The organism is Actinocorallia longicatena, from assembly GCF_039534125.1.
In the GTDB taxonomy this organism is placed as follows: domain Bacteria; phylum Actinomycetota; class Actinomycetes; order Streptosporangiales; family Streptosporangiaceae; genus Actinocorallia; species Actinocorallia longicatena.
Genome location: NZ_BAAAUV010000040.1, coordinates 25999 through 44388, shown reverse-complemented (window position 1 = coordinate 44388; position 18390 = coordinate 25999). Strand labels below are relative to the sequence as shown.

The 18390-nt window shown below is 72.0% G+C and carries 19 protein-coding genes; 14 read left to right on the top strand and 5 right to left on the bottom strand.

The window, feature by feature from the left end:
• Nucleotides 1-1661, top strand: a 1661-nt coding sequence (locus ABD785_RS38265) for a DUF5719 family protein (protein ID WP_344838877.1), incomplete at its 5' end; no start/stop codon positions are given.
• Between the two features lie 204 nt (nucleotides 1662-1865).
• Here the strand turns inward: ABD785_RS38265 and ABD785_RS38260 are convergent.
• A complete protein-coding gene (locus tag ABD785_RS38260) occupies nucleotides 1866-2273 on the bottom strand; it encodes a metallopeptidase family protein (RefSeq protein ID WP_344838874.1) in 408 nt (135 codons plus the stop codon).
• A 136-nt stretch (nucleotides 2274-2409) separates the two neighbouring features.
• On the opposite strand from ABD785_RS38260, the gene ABD785_RS38255 reads away from it, so the two are divergent.
• From ABD785_RS38255 to ABD785_RS38235, 5 genes are all read left to right on the top strand, one after another.
• Entirely contained in the window at nucleotides 2410-2775 is a 366-nt protein-coding gene (locus ABD785_RS38255) for a DUF3499 domain-containing protein (RefSeq protein ID WP_344838871.1), read from the top strand.
• A 121-nt stretch (nucleotides 2776-2896) separates the two neighbouring features.
• The gene (locus ABD785_RS38250; RefSeq protein ID WP_344838868.1) at nucleotides 2897-4264 is read left to right on the top strand and encodes a phosphomannomutase/phosphoglucomutase; all 1368 of its coding nucleotides are present in this window, start codon (nucleotides 2897-2899) and stop codon (nucleotides 4262-4264) included.
• Nucleotides 4265-4286: 22 nt separating this feature from the next.
• Entirely contained in the window at nucleotides 4287-4433 is a 147-nt protein-coding gene (locus ABD785_RS38245; RefSeq protein WP_425547867.1) for a Trm112 family protein, read from the top strand.
• An 8-nt stretch (nucleotides 4434-4441) separates the two neighbouring features.
• Nucleotides 4442-5479, top strand: coding sequence for an SIS domain-containing protein (locus tag ABD785_RS38240; RefSeq protein WP_344838863.1), 1038 nt, complete (start codon nucleotides 4442-4444; stop codon nucleotides 5477-5479).
• Nucleotides 5480-6421 (top strand): cation diffusion facilitator family transporter, encoded by a 942-nt coding sequence (locus ABD785_RS38235; RefSeq protein WP_344838860.1) that lies wholly within the window; start codon nucleotides 5480-5482, stop codon nucleotides 6419-6421.
• On the opposite strand, the gene ABD785_RS38230 is transcribed toward ABD785_RS38235, so the two are convergent.
• Nucleotides 6418-7323: a hypothetical protein gene (locus tag ABD785_RS38230; protein WP_344838857.1), complete on the bottom strand. Its 906-nt coding sequence runs from the start codon at nucleotides 7321-7323 to the stop codon at nucleotides 6418-6420. The genes ABD785_RS38235 and ABD785_RS38230 overlap by 4 nt on opposite strands.
• Nucleotides 7324-7682: 359 nt before the next feature.
• On the opposite strand from ABD785_RS38230, the gene ABD785_RS38225 reads away from it, so the two are divergent.
• The 3 genes from ABD785_RS38225 (at nucleotide 7683) to ABD785_RS38215 (ending at nucleotide 11510) form a co-directional block, all read left to right on the top strand.
• Nucleotides 7683-9206, top strand: coding sequence for a sensor histidine kinase (locus ABD785_RS38225; RefSeq protein WP_344838854.1), 1524 nt, complete (start codon nucleotides 7683-7685; stop codon nucleotides 9204-9206).
• A 75-nt stretch (nucleotides 9207-9281) separates the two neighbouring features.
• Nucleotides 9282-9953, top strand: a complete 672-nt coding sequence (locus ABD785_RS38220; RefSeq protein WP_344838851.1) for a response regulator — start codon at nucleotides 9282-9284, stop codon at nucleotides 9951-9953.
• A gap of 27 nt (nucleotides 9954-9980) precedes the next feature.
• Nucleotides 9981-11510, top strand: a complete 1530-nt coding sequence (locus tag ABD785_RS38215) for a serine/threonine-protein kinase (RefSeq protein WP_344838848.1) — start codon at nucleotides 9981-9983, stop codon at nucleotides 11508-11510.
• Nucleotides 11511-11526: 16 nt separating this feature from the next.
• Here ABD785_RS38215 and ABD785_RS38210 read toward each other — a convergent pair whose 3' ends face one another.
• Together ABD785_RS38210 and ABD785_RS38205 are read right to left on the bottom strand one after the other, a co-directional pair.
• A complete protein-coding gene (locus ABD785_RS38210; RefSeq protein WP_344838845.1) occupies nucleotides 11527-11904 on the bottom strand; it encodes a hypothetical protein in 378 nt (125 codons plus the stop codon).
• Nucleotides 11901-12254, bottom strand: a complete 354-nt coding sequence (locus ABD785_RS38205; protein WP_344838842.1) for a MerR family transcriptional regulator — start codon at nucleotides 12252-12254, stop codon at nucleotides 11901-11903. The genes ABD785_RS38210 and ABD785_RS38205 overlap by 4 nt, the downstream gene beginning before the upstream one ends.
• 93 nt (nucleotides 12255-12347) lie before the next feature.
• On the opposite strand from ABD785_RS38205, the gene ahcY (ABD785_RS38200) reads away from it, so the two are divergent.
• Nucleotides 12348-13772: an adenosylhomocysteinase gene (gene ahcY, locus ABD785_RS38200; protein ID WP_344838840.1), complete on the top strand. Its 1425-nt coding sequence runs from the start codon at nucleotides 12348-12350 to the stop codon at nucleotides 13770-13772.
• A 12-nt stretch (nucleotides 13773-13784) separates the two neighbouring features.
• Nucleotides 13785-15035 carry an adenosylhomocysteinase gene (gene ahcY / locus ABD785_RS38195; protein ID WP_344838838.1) on the top strand — a complete coding sequence of 417 codons (1251 nt, stop codon included), beginning with the start codon at nucleotides 13785-13787 and terminating at the stop codon, nucleotides 15033-15035.
• Between the two features lie 5 nt (nucleotides 15036-15040).
• Here ahcY (ABD785_RS38195) and ABD785_RS38190 read toward each other — a convergent pair whose 3' ends face one another.
• Nucleotides 15041-15196: a hypothetical protein gene (locus ABD785_RS38190; protein WP_344838836.1), complete on the bottom strand. Its 156-nt coding sequence runs from the start codon at nucleotides 15194-15196 to the stop codon at nucleotides 15041-15043.
• A gap of 58 nt (nucleotides 15197-15254) precedes the next feature.
• Here ABD785_RS38190 and ABD785_RS38185 point away from each other — a divergent pair, with 58 nt between their 5' ends.
• The 3 genes from ABD785_RS38185 (at nucleotide 15255) to ABD785_RS38175 (ending at nucleotide 18385) form a co-directional block, all read left to right on the top strand.
• Nucleotides 15255-15800, top strand: coding sequence for a hypothetical protein (locus ABD785_RS38185; protein ID WP_344838833.1), 546 nt, complete (start codon nucleotides 15255-15257; stop codon nucleotides 15798-15800).
• Nucleotides 15801-16093: 293 nt separating this feature from the next.
• On the top strand, nucleotides 16094-17383 hold the full coding sequence (locus ABD785_RS38180; protein ID WP_344838832.1) for a hypothetical protein: 1290 nt from the start codon (nucleotides 16094-16096) through the stop codon (nucleotides 17381-17383).
• Between the two features lie 42 nt (nucleotides 17384-17425).
• Nucleotides 17426-18385, top strand: a complete 960-nt coding sequence (locus ABD785_RS38175; RefSeq protein WP_344838829.1) for a hypothetical protein — start codon at nucleotides 17426-17428, stop codon at nucleotides 18383-18385.
• Nucleotides 18386-18390 lie beyond the last annotated feature (5 nt).

The following is an 18390-nucleotide window of genomic DNA, read 5'->3' as shown; positions in this document are numbered from 1 at the left end:
CCCCCGCCGAACGGCCCCCCGCGCAGCCCCCGGAGCCGGAGCCGGTCCAGCGCAGGCACGCCCAGGAGCAGGCCCCGCCGTCCGCCCCGCGCCGCAGGCGCCAGGAGCCGCAGGAGCCCGAACCCCGGCCCGCCCCGCGCCGCAGGGCGCCGGAGCCCGCCCCTCGCCACCTCGATGAGTCCGGTCCCGAGCAGTCCGGCCCGCAGGACCTGCCGGACGAGCCGTTCGTGCCCGAGCCGCGCCGCCGCCGCGACGGACGCGGGATCACCGCCCATCCGGCCGTCGCCACCGCGATGCGCGTGGCCGGGCACCGGTACGGGGCCGGGGTGATCGTCCTGGTCGCCGCGCTCGCGATCTACGGGATAGCGGAGATCTCCCGCCCGGACCCGGCCCGGACGCCCGCCGGTGGCACCGCCCCGGTCGACGCGGGGCTGCTGGCCTGCCCGGAGAGCGGCGGCGGCCGCGTCGGCGTGGTGTCGGCGGGCACCGGCGCGGGCGAGAGCCAGGTCGGCGCGCTGAACGGCGGCGCGCTCGGCAAGGTCGGCGCCGGCGGCGTCTGGAGCGCCGACGGCGTGAAGAAGGGCGGGGTCGTCGTGCGGTCCACCGGCGGGGCCGCCGTCGGGCTCGCCGCCGACGTGACCGTCCGCGGCAAGAACGGCATCGGCGGGATGCGCTGCGGCGCGCCCGCCACCGAGCACTGGTTCATGACGCCGGGCGCGGGCGACGGCAAGATCGATCTCTATCTGACCAACATCGACGACCGGGAGGCCTCGGTCGACGTCATCGCGGTCTCCGACACCGGCTCCCTCGACACGCCCGACGGCCGCGCCCTCCAGGTCGAGCCGCACAGCACCCGGATCGTCAGCATGGGCCGCAGCGCCGACGGCCTCGGCCTCCTCGCCGCCGACTCCCACATGCTGGGGATCAAGGTCAGCTCCACGAGCGGCCGGGTGGTGGCGGGCGTCAAGGCCGACCTGGGTGACAAGGGCTTCGACTGGGCTCCCGAGTCCGTCGCGCCCGCGACGACCGTGGTCCTGCCCGGGGTGCCGGGCGGCAGCGGCCGCCGCACCCTCTACGTGGACGTCCCCGGCGAGAACGACGCCCGGGTCAAGGTCCAGGCCGTGACGGCCAGCGGCACCTTCGTCCCCGAGGGCCAGGACGTCCTGGACGCCCCCGCCCAGACCGTCACCCCCCTCGACCTCGAGGACGCTCTGGTCGGCAAGCCCGCGGCGCTGATCCTGACCTCGGACCGGCCGATCGTGGCCGGATTCCAGTCCGGCGGCGACGATGTGAGCCTCGGAGCGGGCGCGGAACCCCTGACCGGGGCCGCCACCCTCGCGGACGCCCGCGAGGGCTCCTCGCTGCTTCTGACGGCCACCACGGGCCCCGCGAAGGTCAGGGTCACCCCGCTGACGAAGACCGGCCGGGGCGAGCCCCGCGAGTTCGACGTCCAGGGGGGCCGCACCCTGGAGATCCCCCAGGACTCCGACGGCCTGATCGTGGAGCCCGTCTCCGGCACCGTCTACGGCGCCAGGGTCATCACGATCAAGGGCGGCAAGAAGGGCAAGGAGCGGTTCGTGACCGTCCAGCCCCTGACCCCGACCCCGCTGGCCTACCGGCTCCCGCCGGTCGCCGACTCCCTGACCGCGATCGTCCGCTGAACGGCCGTTCCCGCTGCCCTCGTTCCGCTGACTTCGCCGTCTAGGGGCTGTTTCAAAGTCAACTGCCCTACTGCGCGGCGTCCAGGTGCGCACCTCGCGAGGTTGTCGTCGGTCGCCGACCCAACCAGGTCGACTCCCTCCTCCGCCCCCGCGAGGCACGCACCTGGACGCCGCTCGCCACGGGCGCCGACTTTGAAACAGCCCCTAGTCCTCGGGGTCTATGGTCTCGGGCGGCAGGTTGAGCAGCCCGGCCAGCTCGTCGACGACCAGGTCGTGGATCAGCCGGGACAGCTCGCGGTCGGTCTTCTCCGGCGTGCCGGTGGACCTGGCCTCGACCGGCCGCCGATAGATGATCACCCGGGGGTTCCCGTCGACGTGCCTGAGGGCGCTCAGCGGGACCCTGGTCTCGTCCGCGGGCACCTCGGGGACGTCCTCGACGGCGAACTCGACCCCGGCCAGCTCCTCGGTCCAGGGCGCGACGATCCGCTGGACCTCGTCGCGCACCAGATCGTCGAACTTCTCCGAACGGGTGAGGGAGATCGGGATCTCGGGTGGCGCCAGGGGGCCGCGCAGCCCGCGGCCGTGCCGGTCGCGTCGCTTGGCTCGGCTCACCAGAACAGATTACCGACCTTCACGAGGCCCGGAACCCGCGTCCGGGGAGGGAAGATCGGCCATATTGGGGGGATACGCGAGACACGATCACTCGGATAGTGGCGGAGGGGCCCGGAAAGGCGTACGTTCAGCCCCTGTGAGCCCCGTCCGCATCTGCTCCCGCACCGCCTGCAAGGCGTCCGCAGTGTTCACGCTCACGTACGTCTACCGTGACTCCACCGCGGTCCTGGGTCCGCTGGCCGCGTACGTCGAGCCGCACTGCTATGACCTGTGCGCGGAACACGCCGACCGCTTGACCGCCCCCATGGGGTGGGAGCTGTTGCGCCTGCCCGCCGAAGAGGTCCCCGAACAGCCCTCCTCCGACGACCTGGAGGCCCTCGCGGACGCCGTCCGTGAGGCCGCCAGACCCGCGGGCCCCCGCGGCGAGCCCGTCGGCCACGGCAAGGAGGTCGGCCGGCGCGGTCATCTCCGGGTGCTCCGCTCCGACCAGCCGCGCCAGTGAAGGCCGGATGAACCCGCGGCGGGCCGAAACAACCTCGTAACGGTCGGCCCGGCCCGCACCGGTAGGCTCGAAGCGCACTAGACAGCCACTAGGCAATTCGAACTACCAGAGGGGCAGCCGAGTGGGGAACCCGGCAAAGATCTTCAAGGCGTACGACGTACGGGGCGTCGTGCCCGAGGAGTTCGACGAGGCCACGGCGGAGGCCGCCGGGGCCGCCTTCGTCCGGGTCACCGGCGCCACCGAGATCGTCACCGCCCATGACATGCGCGCCTCCAGCGTCCCCCTCGCGGCCGCGTTCGCCCGCGGAGCCACCGCCCAGGGCGCCGACGTCATCGAGGCCGGGCTCGGCTCCACCGACCTGCTCTACTACGCCAGCGGCGTGCTCGACCTGCCCGGCGTCATGTTCACGGCCAGTCACAACCCCGCCCGGTACAACGGCATGAAGATGTGCACCGCGGGCGCCCGGCCGATCGGCCAGGACACCGGCCTGCGCGACATCCGCGACCTCGTGATCGCGGGCGTCCCCGGCTTCGACGGGCCGCGGGGCTCGGTCCGGTCGCGGGACCTGCTCCAGGGCTACGCCGACCACCTCAACGGGCTCGTCGACCTCGGCGGGATCCGCCCGCTGAAGGTCGTCGTCGACGCGGGCAACGGCATGGGCGGCCACACCGTCCCCGCGGTCCTCGCGGGGCTGCCGCTGACCGTGGTGCCGCTCTACTTCGAGCTGGACGGCACCTTCCCCCACCACGAGGCCAACCCGATCGAGCCGGAGAACCTCCGCGACCTGCAGAAGGCCGTCCTGGAGCACGGTGCCGACCTGGGCCTGGCCTTCGACGGCGACGCCGACCGCTGCTTCGCCGTCGACGAGCGGGGCGAGATCGTCTCCCCGTCGGCGATCACCGCGCTCGTCGCGGAGCGGGAGCTGGCCAAGCACCCCGGCGCGAACATCGTCCACAACCTGATCACGTCGCTGGCCGTCCCCGAGGTCATCAGGGAGAACGGCGGCACGCCGATCCGCACCAGGGTCGGGCACTCCTTCATCAAGAAGACCATGGCCGACACCGGCGCGGTCTTCGGCGGAGAGCACTCCGCCCACTTCTACTTCCGCGACTTCTGGTTCGCCGACTCCGGCATGCTGGCCGCCCTGCACGTCCTCGCGGCGCTCGGCGAGCAGGACGGCACCCTGAGCGCCCTGCTGAAGTCCTACGACCGCTACGCGGCCTCCGGCGAGATCAACAGCGAGGTCGCCGACCAGGAGGCCGCCGTCGCCCGGGTCCGCGCGGTCTTCGCCGGGCGCGACGGCGTCAGCATCGACGAGCTCGACGGCACGACTTTCACGTTTTCCGGAGCGGGCAGCCACCCCGGCTGGTGGTTCAACCTGCGCGCCTCCAACACCGAACCGCTACTGCGCCTCAACGCTGAGGCCACCGACGCGACGACCATGGCCGCCCTGCGCGACGAGGTCCTCGCGATCGTCAGAGGAGGATGAAGTGAAGCTCGATTCCTGGCTGATGGAGATCCTGGCCTGCCCGAACTGCAAGGGGGCCCTCGAGGGAGAGGACGAGCTCACCTGCAAGGGCGAGTGCGGTTACGTCTATCCCGTCCGCGACGGAATCCCGGTCCTGCTGGTCGACGAAGCGCGGGCCCCTCAGGCATGACGTCGGCGTTGGAAGACGTTGACGCGCTCGAGGCCGCCGATCCGGCGGGGATGCTCCGGCGGCTCGCCGGGGGCGCGGCCCAGATCCGCCAGGCCCAGCGACTGGCGGCCGAGGCCGGGATCGACGTGGCGCTCGAGCACGCCCAGCGGCCCCGCTCGATCGTGATCGCCGGGGACGGCCTCGTGGGCGACATCGTCGCGGCGGTGTGCGGGATCGGCTGCCCGATCCCGGTCATCAGCCCGCCGGAGGGCCCGCTCCCCGGCTGGATCGGCGCCACCGACCTGCTGTTCGCCGTCGGCGAGGACTCGCTCGCCCTCGCCGACCAGGCGCTGCGGCGCGGGATGTCGGTCGTGACGGTCGGGCTCCCCGACGGCCGGCTGTCGCAGTTCGCGATCCAGAGCCGGTCCCTGCACCTGCCCGTGCCGAACACCGGTCCCGCCAGGACCGAGCTGTGGGCCAGGCTCGTGCCGGTGCTGCTGGTCGTGCGCGGTCTCGGCCTGCTCCAGCTCTCCGACGAGACCCTCGAGTCGACGGCGGCGCTGCTGGAGGACCTGGCCCACCGGCTGCGGCCGTCCAGCGAGCCGTTCGTGAACCCGGCCAAGCAGATCGCGCTGGAGCTGAAGGACGCGCTGCCGATGGCCTGGGGGACGGGCCCGCTGACGTGGGCCGCCGCCCGCCGGTTCACCGAGCAGCTCGCCGACAACGCCAAGCGGGCCTCGGCCGTGCCGCGGCTGGGCGCGCTCGACGCCACTCCGCCCGCGCAGGACGCCGACGACTTCTTCCGCGACCGCGGCGACGATCCGGAGACCGCGCTCCATGTGGTGATTTTCGAGGACACGGGGGAACGGCGTCCGGCGGTCGGGGAGGTGGCCAGGGCGCGATCACTCGCGGTCACGGAGTTCAAGGCGGAGGGAACCCATCCGCTGGAGCGCGTCGCCTCGCTGATCACGGTGTGCGATTATGTGTCCGTTTATCTGGCGCTGTCGCTGGGGATCGACCCGACCCCCGTGGCCGCCGTCTCGGAATTCAAGGCGAGGACCGCATAGATGTCAGCAGAAGGCGGAACCAAGGCGATCGTCGCGGCCCTCGCGGCCAACCTGGGGATCGCGGTGTCGAAGTTCGTGGCGTTCGCCTTCACGGGATCGTCGTCGATGCTGGCGGAGGGGATCCACTCGGTCGCCGACTCCGGCAACCAGGGGCTCCTGCTGCTCGGCAAGAAGCGGTCGGAACGCGCCAGGACTCCGCAGCATCCGTTCGGGTACGGGCGGGAGCGGTTCTTCTACGCCTTCATCGTCGCCCTCGTGCTGTTCACGGTCGGCTCGATGTTCGCCCTGTACGAGGGCATCCACAAGGTGCAGCATCCCGAGCCCGTGAAGTCCGCCGGATGGGCGTTCGGCGTGCTGATCATCGCGATCGTGCTGGAGAGCTTCTCGTTCCGGACGGCGATCGTCGAGTCGAACCGGCTGCGCGGCGAGCTGTCGTGGGTGCAGTTCATCCGCAGGTCCAAGGCCCCCGAGCTGCCGGTCGTCCTGCTGGAGGACCTGGGCGCGCTGGTCGGCCTCGTGCTCGCGCTGGTCGGCGTCAGCCTCGCGGTGGCCACCGGTGACGGCGTCTGGGACGGCATCGGCACGATCTCCATCGGCCTCCTGCTCGGCGTCATCGCTGTGGTCCTGGCCGTCGAGACCAAGAGCCTGCTGCTCGGGGAGGGCGCCGACCCCGAGATGGAGCGCCGGATCGTCGAGTCGCTGGAGTCGGTCGAGCAGGTCGACCACGTGATCCACATCAGGACCGAGTACGTCGGCCCCGAGGAGCTGCTGGTCGCGGCGAAGATCGCGGTCAACCACGACGACACCGCCGCCGACGTGGCCAAGGGCATCGACGCCGCCGAGGCCAGGGTCCGCGAGCTCTTCCCGGTCGCCCGGCTGATCTACCTCGAGCCCGCCCTCGACGAGCCCAAGCGCGACACCGAGGCCGTCAAGAGCCTCTAACGGGGACGCGGCGCGGTCGTCCAGGTGACGGCCCTGCCGTCCTTGCCGCCCGCGGCCCACAGGAACGAGGTGCCGCGGGTGAGGGCCAGGGCGCGGACCGTCCCGCGCTCCGGCGAGAGGGTCCAGGCCGTGCCGTCGTAGTGGTGGAATCCGGCGCGGCCCGCCGCCCAGATGCCGCCGGACCCGTCGGGGGCGACCGAGGTCAGCCCGGCGGACAGGGTCTTGGGGGCGGTGACGGGCTTCCAGGTTCCGTTCTCGCGGTGCAGTACCAGGGGCGCCTTGCGCCGGGTGCCGACGGCGTAGTCGCCCGCGACATCGGTGAGCTCGGCGTCCGGGCCCAGATCCGGGGTCTCCTCGATCCAGCGCGTGCCGTCCCAGCGGACGATCAGCGCGTGGTCGAGGCGCGTCCCGACGGCGTTGCCGCCGTCGATCGCGACGAGGCCGCTGCCGGGGCCGCCGGGAACGGTGACCGGAGTCCAGGTGCCGCCGGTGCGGCGCCAGGCCGCGGCCTGGGTTCCGGCGAAGCCGGACGTGCTGCCCACGATCCATCCGGCGTCGATCGCGCGGGGGAAGCCCGGGAGCGGCTCGGCGAACGGGCGCGGGGTCCAGGACGCGCCGTCCCAGTGCAGGGCGAGGGGCGTCTGGCCGGAGAACCCGGTGACGTCGGCGTCGTCGGGGGCGGCGGCCGAGACCCCGGTCAGCAGCGCGTTCTCCGGAAGGGGCGGGGCGGCGCGCTTCCACTGGTGCCCGGCCCAGGTCAGCAGCAGCGGTTTCGCGGCGCTCGTGCCGAGCGCGTAGGCCGTGCCGTAACCGGGGGAGGTGATCTCGGTGAGCTCGCCGGGAACGCCGGTGTCCGGCTCCCGCCAGTCGCCGCCGGGAGCCACCAGAAGTGTTGCGATCATCCCCAGAACCCACATGGGACCGAGCCAACCAAAGGGCCGCCGGATCATGCGCCCGGTCGCGGTCAAGGCTGGGCAAAGAAGCGAAAGCCCTCCGCCGGGCAGATCCCCTCATCTGCCGGGCGGAGGGCTTTCAGGAGACCCCCATCTCCAGTCCTCGTGTGACCGGCGGTGGCACCGCCGGGACCCCCGACCCCGGGGGTGCCACCGCCCTGGTCACAGGTAGAACACTACGGCCCTGACCGGGGCCTTGACGTCCCGCTGGAGGAGGGAATCAACCTCATCCGCAAGTCGTACATCACGGGTGGGTATCGCCCTGTGAGGTGAGGCCGACCTCAGGGTCCGGAGGGCAGGATGGAACGGTGAGCAGTGAGAAGAACCTGGGCACAGGGGCGGCGGAACATCTGTGGAGGCTGTCCGGACGCGGTGTCGCCGGGGTCGGCCAGCTGCTGCTCTGGGTGCTGGAGGGGGTCGGCAGGCTGCTGAAGCCCGTCCAGGACAAGATCCTCCGGCGGCTGTACGGGCCGTCGCGGCAGGGCGCTCCCGTCGCCGGGCCCTACGGCACGATGATCGCCCCGCTGGACACGACCGCGCCGATGCCCCGCTGGCTGGGGGCGTGGCGCCGGTTCACCGCCTCGTGGATCTACGCCCCGGTCACCGGCCTCGCCCTGACGCTCGCCGCGATCTGGGAGGTCGGCACCAATCACGACACGCTGTTCAGCGTCCCGGCGGGCTTCGCGATCGCGGCGACCCTGCCGCTGGTGTGGCGGCGTGAGGTCCTGAAGCCGGTCGCGGCGATCGTCCTGGGGGCGGCGTGCGGCTCGCTGCTGTCCGGCCAGGCGTTCCTCGTGACGATCATGATCGCGGCGCTGTGCGCGCTCTATCTGCTGGCCCAGCAGCTTCCCCGGCACTCCACCGGGGTGATGGCGTGCAGCAGCCTGGCCGTGGTCGGGGTGGTCTACCTGGCCGGGACGGGCCTCGACTCCGTGCCGTGGCCCGCGTCGGTGCTCGCGGTGATCGCCGCCATCGGCCTCGGGGACGCCCGGCGGGTCGTCGCGGCGACCGAGGCCGAGGCGCGGGAGCAGAACACCGAGACCCTGGTCCGGCTGGACATGGCGCAGAAGGAGCAGGCCGTCATGCGGGAGCGGGCCAGGATCGCCAGGGAGCTCCACGACGTGGTCGCCCACTCGGTCTCGATGATCGCCGTCCAGGCCGAGACCGCCCCGTACACGATGCGCGAGCTGTCGGCCGAGGCCAGGGACGGCTACGCCGAGATCGCCAAGACCGCCCGCGAGGCCCTGGTCGAGATGCGGCGCCTGCTCGGGGTCCTGCGCTCGGACGCCCGCGACGGCGCCGAGATCACTCCCCAGCCGCGCCTCGACCGCCTCCCCGAGCTGATCGACCAGCACCGCGGCACCGGTGGCAATGCCGGCCTCTCCATCAGGGGAGAGGAACATCCCCTCTCGGCCACTCTCGAGCTGTCGGCGTTCCGGATCGTCCAGGAGGCGCTGACCAACGTCCGCAGGCACGCGCCCGGCGCCCCGGTCCAGGTCGAGCTCGTCTACCACCCCGATCGGCTGGCCGTCCGGGTGAAGAACGACCCGGCCCATGTCATGACCCGGGTCATCGACCGGCGCGCGATGACCGCCCAGACCCGCATCGACGGCTTCCCGGCCGTCGACCCGCAGGCCGCGCCCCCGCCGCCCGGCGGCACCGGCGGGCACGCCCAGCAGGGACCGGGCGAGGCGGCGCCGGGTGATCCGCAGGGCGGTCACGGGCTGATCGGTATGCAGGAGCGGGCCGCGATGCTCGGCGGGCGCTTCCACGCGGGCCCGTCCGAGGACGGCGGCTTCATGATCGCGGCTGAGCTCCCGTTCCGTACCTGAAAGGGAAGATCCGGGTGAGAGCCCTATCCCGGAGGGCCGATTCTGGGACAATCGCCTTCTCGAAGGGGGCTCACAGTGATCAAGGTGGTGATCGCGGACGATCAGACGATCGTCCGTGCGGGGTTCGCGGCACTGCTGGGGGCTCAGGCCGACATCACCGTGGTCGGTGAGGCGGGTGACGGCCGCGAGGCGGTCCAGCTCGCGATGGCCCAGCGGCCGGATGTGGTCGTCATGGACATCCGGATGCCCGGGATGGACGGCATCGAGGCCACCCGCAGGATCCTCGCGCAGCCCGGGATGGAGGCGCTGCGCGTCCTGGTCCTGACGACCTTCGACATCGACGAGTACGTCTACGACGCCCTGGCCGTCGGCGCGAGCGGATTCCTGCTCAAGGACGCCACCGCCGAGGAGCTCGTGTCGGCGGTCCGGGTCGTCGCCCGCGGGGACGCGCTGCTGGCCCCCCAGGTCACGGGCCGGCTGGTGCGGGAGTTCGCCAAGCAGCGGCGCTCCCGCCCGCAGGCCCCGCCCGCGCTCGGCTCCCTGACGGCCCGCGAGAACGAGGTCCTGGTGCTGATGGCGGGCGGCCTGTCCAACGCCGAGATCGCCGCCCGGCTCGTGGTCAGCGAGCACACGGTCAAGACCCATGTGGCGCGGGTGTTCACCAAGCTCGGCCTGCGGGACCGGGCCCAGGCCGTCATGCTGGCCTACGAGTCGGGCCTGGTCGTGCCGGGCGAATCGCTTTCCTGAGAATCGACGCGGCTGGGGGGACGGGCCATGCCCGTGATCGAACCGCTGGGACCCGGCGACCCGTCCTGGGTGGGCGGGTTCGGGCTGACCGGAGTGCTGGGGGAGGGCGGCCAGGGGATCGTCTACGCCGGGGTCGGGCCCTACGGGGAGCGGGTGGCCGTCAAGGTCCTGCACCACAGGTTCACCGGGAACGAGCGCGCCCGCCGGGACTTCGCCCGTGAGCTGCGGGCCGCCCGCCAGATCGACCCGTTCTGCACCGCCCGGATCATCGACGCCGACGTCGACGGCGAGCTGCCCTACATCGTCAGCGAGTTCATCGACGGGGTGTCGCTGAAGCGGCGCGTCCAGGCGGAGGGCCCGCTGTCCGGCGGCGAGCTGGACCGGCTGGCCATCGGCACCGCGACCGCGCTCGTGGCGATCCACAAGGCGGGGATCGTCCACCGCGACTTCAAGCCGAGCAACGTCCTGCTCAGCACCGAGGGCCCGCGGGTCGTGGACTTCGGCATCGCCCAGGTCCTCGATCCCGAGGCCTCCCACTCCAGCACCGCGGTCGGCACCCCGGTCTTCATGGCGCCCGAGCAGCTCGAGGCGGTCGTGGTCGGGACGGCCGTCGACGTCTGGGCCTGGGCGGCGACCCTGGTCTACGCGGCGAACGGCCGGCCGCCGTTCGGGGACGACTCGATCTCGGTCGTGATGGGCCGGATCCTGGGCGAGGAACCCGACCTGGGACGGCTGGAGGGCCGCCTGCGCGATCTGGCCAAGCGCTGCCTGCGCCGCAGTCCCGCGGCCAGGCCCAGCGCCGAGGAGATCCTCTTCACCCTGATCACCGGCGGCAGCTCGCCGCGCAACTCCGTCCCGCGCCGACGCCTGCCCGGTCTGTCCGCTCTGCCCGTCCTGTCGGCCCTGCCCGTCCTGCTCGCGGACCGGCGCGTTCCGCTGGCGGCCGGGGCGGGGCTGCTGGGCGTTCTGGCCGTTGCCGCGCTGCTCGCGCGGACCGGTGGTCCGGACGGTGACGACCGGGAGCGGCGGGTCCCCGCGGCGCAGGCGACGCACGGGAACCCGGTGACCACACCGCTCGCGGGCGAGCCGGCCGCCCCGGTGAGCGTCAAGGCGATGGGCCCGGCGCTGCCGCTGCGCAGTGCGAGCGGCTTCGACTACCGGTTCGCGGCCGTCCAGGCCGGGACGCTCGAGGACGGCAGGATCTTCGCCGAATACGTGCTGACGAACGTGGACTCCAAGAAGGCCCCCGTCGAGGAGGTCGTCGAGCTGTTCATCCCCGAGGCCGAGAAGGACGGCCAGCCCTGCCAGGTCCAGGGCCGGCTCGACCCGAAGATCTGCTCGATCAGGAGCAGGACCGAGGTCGTCGGCCCGGTCGGCGGCTCCCGTCCGCTGCTCTCCGACGGCGCCGACCGCTACCTGCCGGTCGGGGCGGGCTACCTCCTGCGCGTGACCGCCCGCCGCCCGGCCGGTGACGTGGCCCCCGAGGACATCGGCCTCTACATCTACTCCCTGCGCTTCAGGGCCCTGGAGAACCCGCACCGCCTCAGGCTCCCCTGAGCCCGGCCGACGGTGCTCAGAAGCCCTGGCGGCGCTTCATCTCCGCCAGGGTCTCGCCGTAGCGGATGCGCTCGCGCTGCTCGTCGACGCCCTTGAGGGACTCCCCGAAGCGCCGCCGGAAGCCGATCGACAGGCCGCCGCCGACGACGAACAGCGCGCCGAGCGGGGTCAGCCAGAGGACCTTGCGGTGGTCGCGCTCCTTCTTGGCGGCATAGCCGAGGTCCCTGTAGCGGCGCGTGCCGACGTCGACCCGGTGGCAGATCTCGTTCTCGGCCAGCGGACGGCCATGGCACCGCACCGGCCCGGTCGCCGTGGTGACGGCGGTGAACAGCATGCCGCCGCCGAGGGCGAATCCCACGGCACCGTAGGTCCAGGGACCGGGTCTCCAGCTCACTTTCTGCCTCCGTACGGGGGGTTCCTCCGGAGAAGTCGTAGTGCCTTCTGCTGTTCGAAGTCCAGCGCCCGCGCCGGCTGGGCGGTGAGCCGTCCGATCCGCTCGCCGAGATCCTGGATGCGGAGGCGGGTCTCGGGCTCGGCGAGGACCCGGAGGGCGAACGCCAGCTCCGACGGGCCGATGTCGTAGCGCTGTTCGAGGGAGAGCCCGAGGGCGACGGCACGGAGATCGAGATCGCTGTACTGGCGGTGGACGCCGGAGAACCGGGGAGGGAGAAGTCCTAGTTTCTCCCGGTATCGCAGCATTCGAGGTGACGTTCCCAGGTGCTGCGCGGCCTCCGTGATCCTCATTCTGACAATTCTATGTCAGATTCGGCCGTTCCAGCGTGCCTCAGGGGGGTGGCCGCGCCTAAACTCGGGGCGTCGCTACAGAGGAGTCACTTCATGGATTTCAAGGTCGCCGACCTTTCGCTCGCTGACTTCGGTCGCAGGGAGATCAAGCTCGCCGAGCACGAGATGCCCGGTCTGATGTCCGTTCGCAAGGAGTACGCGGCTTCCAAGCCGCTGCGCGGGGCCAAGATCATGGGCTCGCTGCACATGACCATCCAGACCGCGGTCCTCATCGAGACGCTGGTCGAGCTGGGCGCGGAGGTCCGCTGGGTCTCCTGCAACATCTTCTCCACCCAGGACCATGCCGCCGCCGCCATCGCGGTCGGCCCCAACGGCACCGTCGACGCCCCGGCCGGTGTCCCGGTCTTCGCCTGGAAGGGCGAGACCCTGGAGGAGTACTGGTGGTGCACCGACCAGGCGCTCCGCTGGCCCGACGGCACCCCGCCGAACATGATCCTCGACGACGGCGGCGACGCCACGCTGCTCGTCCACAAGGGCGCCGAGTACGAGAAGGCCGGCGCCGTCCCCTCCGCGACCGACGAGGACCCGGAGGAGTGGCACATCATCATCGACACCCTCAAGCGGACCATCGGCGAGACGCCGGGCCGCTGGACCGAGGCCGCCGCCTCGATCAAGGGCGTCACCGAGGAGACCACCACCGGCGTGCACCGCCTCTACGAGATGCACAAGGCCGGTCAGCTCGCCTTCCCGGCGATCAACGTCAACGACTCGGTCACCAAGTCGAAGTTCGACAACAAGTACGGCTGCCGCCACTCCGTCCTGGACGGCCTCAACCGCGCCACCGACGTCCTGATCGGCGGCAAGGTCGCCTTCGTCGCGGGCTACGGCGACGTCGGCAAGGGCTGCGCCGACGCCCTCAAGGGTCAGGGCGCGCGCGTCATCGTCTCCGAGGTCGACCCGATCTGCGCCCTCCAGGCCGCCATGGACGGCTACCAGGTCACCACCCTGGACGAGGTCGTCTCGATCGTCGACATCTTCGTGACGACGACCGGCAACTTCAACATCATCACCGCCGACCACATGGCGAAGATGAAGCACAACGCGATCGTCTCCAACATCGGCCACTTCGACAACGAGATCGACATGGCCGGCCTGGCGAAGGTCGCCGAGAAGACCGAGGTCAAGCCGCAGGTCCACACCTGGGTCTTCCCGGACGGCAAGCAGATCATCGTGCTCGCCGAGGGCCGCCTGATGAACCTGGGCTGCGCCACCGGCCACCCGTCGTTCGTCATGTCGAACTCCTTCACCAACCAGGTGATCGCGCAGATCGAGCTGTTCACCAAGACCGAGGAGTACCCGGTCGGCGTCTACGTGCTGCCCAAGCACCTGGACGAGAAGGTCGCCCGCCTCCACCTGGACGCGCTGGGCGTCAAGCTCACCACGCTCACCAAGGCGCAGGCCGAGTACATCGGCGTCAACGTCGAGGGCCCGTACAAGCCGGACCACTACCGGTACTAGGCCTCGGCGCATATGTCTGACATCACGGACCCCGGCCTCGCTGAGGCCGGGGTCCGGCGCATCGACTGGGCCGACCGGTCGATGCCCGTCCTCCGCCGGATCCGGTCCCGCTTCCGCGACGAGAAGCCCCTCGCGGGGCTGCGGATCGCCGCGTGCATGCACGTCACGACCGAGACCGCCAACCTGCTCCTCACCCTGAAGGCCGGGGGAGCGGAGGTGGCGGTGGCGTCGTCGAACCCGCTGTCCACCCAGGACGACACGGCCGCCGCGCTGGTGGCCGACGGCATCGCGGTCTTCGCCCGGGCGGGCGTCGACATGGACACCTACTACCGGCACATCCACCAGGCGCTGGACCTGGCGCCGCACCTGGTCGTCGACGACGGCTGCGACCTGGTCAACATCCTGCACACCGAGCGCGCCGACCTGCTCGAGGGCGTCACCGGCGGCTGCGAGGGGACGACCACGGGCGTCATCCGGCTGCACCAGATGGCCCGCGAGGGCGCGCTGCGCTTCCCGGTCGTCGCGGTCAACGACACCGCCACCAAGCACATGTTCGACAACCGGTACGGGACCGGCCAGTCGACCCTCGACGGCATCGTCCGGGCCACCAACATCCTCATCGCGGGCAAGACCGTCGTGATCGCGGGCTTCGGGTACTGCGGCCGCGGCCTGGCCGAGCGAGCCCGCGGGCTCGGCGCGCGCGTCGTCGTCACCGAGATCGACCCGGTCAAGGCCCTCGACGCCCTCATGCAGGGTTACCGCGTCGAGCCGATGGCCCAGGCCGCCGGCCACGGCGACGTGTTCATCACCGTGACGGGCAACCGCGACGTCATCCGCGCCGAGCATCTCACCGTCATGAAGGACGGCGCGATCCTCGCCAACTCCGGCCACTTCGACGTCGAGATCGACGTCCGCGCCCTCCAGTCCCTCGCGGTCGACGTCCTGCGCGTCCGCGCCCAGGCCGACGAGTACGTCCTGGCCGACGGCCGCCGCCTCGTCCTCCTCGCGGAGGGCCGTCTGGTCAACCTCTCCGCCGCCGAGGGCCACCCCGCCGCCGTCATGGACATGTCCTTCGCCGACCAGGCCCTCACCTGCGAATGGCTCGCGACCGCCGCCCCCACCCTCCCCCCGGGCGTCCACCAGGTCCCCGAATCCATCGACTCCGAGGTCGCCCGCCTCAAGCTCGCCTCCATGTCGATCACCCTCGACACCCTCACCCCCGACCAGGAGGACTACCTCTCCTCCTGGCGCTCAGGCTCCTGACGATCTCAGGGAGCGTCGGGCTCGGCGAAGCCGAAGCGCAGGAAGACGACATGCCCGTCGATCACCTCGATCGACCGCCGGACGTGGTCGGGCAGCTCGTTGTACTGCTCTTCGGCCAGGAGAGGCGACTGAGGGTCCGTCGCCCGGATCGGCGGGGCCATGACCCGAGCCTGCTGGGCTGGGCACCGGGGGAGACGGGGCCGGCCGTAGTCTCCTTGCATGCCGCGTGGAGCCTATGTCCATCTGAAGTCCGGTCGTGAGGAGCGCTTTCAGTGTGCCCCGGGGCCCGCCGGGTGGCGTTATGTCGCCGAGGGCGTCGATCTGGCGGTCGACTCGCGGTGGCGGCCGGCGCGGCTGCAGCTGGGAGCGGGGGAGCGGGTGATCAGAGGTGGGGCGCTCGGGCGGGAGCTGCTCTGGGTGCGGGACGGGGTCGAGCACTCGGCGGAGGCGCTCGGGTTCCTCGGGGAGTCGCCGTGTTTCCTGGTCGCCGTGGCACGGTCGCTCGGGCTGGAGGCGGGGGAGTTCCGGGACGTGCCTCTCGTCGCGTTCGAGGGGGGATCCCTGGCCGCGCGGACCGTCAGGCAGCGGTGGACGCTCGTCTCGGTCGAGGAGCACGCGACCGAGCTCGGAGGGCTGCCCGTCCAGCAGTGGGCCGTGACCGACCTGGAGACGGCCGAGCAGGAGGAGTTCCATCTCGCGGGGGACGTCGTCCTCGCGGCCGAGGGCATCGAGCTGGCCTCACTGGAATCCCCGCCCAATCTCTGATCGATTCCGGACTCTGAGTGCTGGACCGGCCTGACCGGGACGTGCCCGGGGAATGGCACGCCGAGACGTTCGACGGGGGCGAGTTCTTTCTGCCCGACGAGCTCTTCGAGCCGTTCCAGGGGGCTTCCTGCGGTGTCGAGGGCGCGCCACGGCTCGATGTCAGGCTCGGGGTCTGTGGAGCCGGAGGGGGAGGCGATCACCGGACCGCTCGGTCCGGGCTACCTCTCGGTGATCGGCCGGCGGGCCGTGCGGCCCTTCTCCGCTGTGTGCCCGGTCGGCTACGTTCCTCCCTTATGGGGGAATCGTTCGAGGGCTTCGCGGCGGCCAGGGGGGCGGCGCTGCGGAGGCTCGCACTGGAGCTGTGCGGCGATCCCGTCTGGGCGGCCGAGCTCGCCGAGGACGCGCTGGCGAAGATCGGCCGGCGGTGGAAGAAGGCCGAGGCCGGGGATCCCGAGCGCAGCGCCCGACGGCTGATCGTCACCGCCTTCCTCGCCGGACGGCGCGAGGCCGAGGAGCGTGCGGTGCTCGTCCTGCACCGCCACGACCAGGCGCCGCCCGAGGAGATCGCCGCGATGACCGGCATCGGTCGTGGCCGGGTCGCGGCGATCCTGGCCGGGGCGCCCGAGGAGCTCCCCGCCGTCGCGGGCAGGACCGCGCCGCGCCGCCTCGGACGGTGGGCGGCGGCCGTCGCGGTGCTGGTCGCGGTGCCCCTGGCGGCCTATGCGATGCTGCGGACCACGGACGATCCGGTCGTTCCGGGACCCGTGCCGACGCAGGTCCGGACGCCCGAACCGGTGCCGGTCACCTGGGTCTACGCCGGAACCGGCGGCGCGGAGATCGCCGTGCCCGGTGCCTGGGCGAAGAAGAGGCTTTTCATCGAGGCGGGCGACCACGAGTACTTCGATGAGGAGCCCGGCCGTCCCGCGGTCTACCTGTCGTCCATCGGCAGGACCCATCTCGGTCCCGCCGCCGGATACACCACCTTCAAGGCCGAGCCGGTGACCGTCCTGGGCCTGCCCGGCGAGCGGATGGAGAGCCGCCTCCCCGACGGGATGTACGCCGGTTATGTCCGGATCGCCTCGCGCCGGATCGTGGCCACGGTCCGGGCCGGTGACCCGGCGACCGTCACCCGGATCCTCGACACGCTGCGCCTCGTCGACGTCGACGCGGCGGGCTGCTTCGCGAGCCGCCTCGCCGCCCACGGCCCCACCCGCCGTCCCGTCCCCGCCCGGCCGGACTCCGTGCTGATCTGCGCCTACACCGCCGCCCGCGGCGGCGACCAGGTGATCATCAAGCACTCGGTGCGCCTGACCGGAAGGGCGGCCGTCGCGATGGCCACGCTTCTGCGCGGTGCCGAGCCGGTCTCCGGGCGCCGGGCCGCCCGGTGCGGCACCGTCCCCGACGGCCTGATCACCTTCATCGCCGGGAAGGAAACGACCGTGGCGCTCCACGCCTACGGCTGCGGCCGCTACCTGATCGACGACGGCCGCAGGAGGACCGCCTTCGGCTTCTACGAGTCTCCCTACACGGCCTCTCTCGCCCTGCTGAACGATCTGTTCCCGGGCGCCTCCGCGGCGTTCTAGAATCCTCCCGGTTCGTCCCGTGGTCCCCCTTCTGGAGGCGGAGTGAAGAGAACGGCGGCCGTGGCGCTCGTGGCGCTGGTGGTGAGCGGGTGCGGCACGGCCGGGACCGCGCGTCCGGCGGCGCAGGCCCGCGCGGCGAAGTGCACGTGGTTCCCGGCGAACGGCTTCTACCACGCCGACGTCCGCAAGCTCCCCCGCCATCCGCGCAGTGCCGCGTTCGTCCGCTCGATCGGATCCACGGGACGGCTCAAGGCCGACTTCGGCTCCGGCACCTGGGAGGGACGCCCGTTCGGCATCCCGATCACGAAGGTCGCGCCCGGCACGCCGAAGGTCAAGGTCTCCTTCACCTACCGTTCCGAGAGCGACGAGGGTCCCTACGCGATCCCGAAGAACGCCAAGGTCGAGGGCGGCCGCGGCGCCGCCGGAGACCGGCACGTCCTGGCCGTCGACCCGGCCGCGTGCGTCCTGTACGAGCTGTTCGCCGCCTACCCCAAGGCCGGGGGGACCTGGCGCGCGGGCTCCGGCGCGATCTTCAATCTGCGTTCGAACCGGCTCCGCCCCGCCGGCTGGACCTCCGCCGACGCCGCGGGCCTGTCGATCGCCGCGCCCCTCGTCAAGTACGACGAGACCAAGCGCGGGAGCATCGACCACGTCCTGCGCCTCACGGTCCCCCGGGTCCGGAACACCTACGTCTGGCCCGCCCGCCACAGGGTCGGCGGCGCGACGTCGGCGTCCCTGCCCCCGCTCGGCACGTGGCTCCGCCTCAAGTCCTCGGTGAACCTGGCGAAGTTCCCCCGCTCGGTCCGCCCCATCCTGCGCGCCCTCCAGGTCCACGGCGCGATCATCGCCGACATCGGGTCGGCCTGGTACCTCAGCGGCACCCAGGACAAGCGCTGGAACAACGACGCCCTCCGCGCCCTGGGCGGCGTCAGGGGATCGGACTTCGAGGCCGTGGACGCCGTCCGTCTCAGGGTCTCCAAGAACTCCGGCCAGGTCCGCTGACCCGT

Coding starts and splice junctions, on each gene's coding strand:
- ABD785_RS38245 (WP_425547867.1), top strand. CDS start 4,287: ATGGAGATCCTGGCCTGCCCGAACTGCAAGGGGGCCCTCGAGGGAGAG.
- ABD785_RS38235 (WP_344838860.1), top strand. CDS start 5,480: ATGTCAGCAGAAGGCGGAACCAAGGCGATCGTCGCGGCCCTCGCGGCC.
- ABD785_RS38230 (WP_344838857.1), bottom strand. CDS start 7,323: ATGATCGCAACACTTCTGGTGGCTCCCGGCGGCGACTGGCGGGAGCCG.
- ABD785_RS38215 (WP_344838848.1), top strand. CDS start 9,981: ATGCCCGTGATCGAACCGCTGGGACCCGGCGACCCGTCCTGGGTGGGC.
- ABD785_RS38205 (WP_344838842.1), bottom strand. CDS start 12,254: ATGAGGATCACGGAGGCCGCGCAGCACCTGGGAACGTCACCTCGAATG.
- ahcY (WP_344838840.1), top strand. CDS start 12,348: ATGGATTTCAAGGTCGCCGACCTTTCGCTCGCTGACTTCGGTCGCAGG.
- ahcY (WP_344838838.1), top strand. CDS start 13,785: ATGTCTGACATCACGGACCCCGGCCTCGCTGAGGCCGGGGTCCGGCGC.
- ABD785_RS38190 (WP_344838836.1), bottom strand. CDS start 15,196: ATGGCCCCGCCGATCCGGGCGACGGACCCTCAGTCGCCTCTCCTGGCC.
- ABD785_RS38185 (WP_344838833.1), top strand. CDS start 15,255: ATGCCGCGTGGAGCCTATGTCCATCTGAAGTCCGGTCGTGAGGAGCGC.
- ABD785_RS38180 (WP_344838832.1), top strand. CDS start 16,094: ATGGGGGAATCGTTCGAGGGCTTCGCGGCGGCCAGGGGGGCGGCGCTG.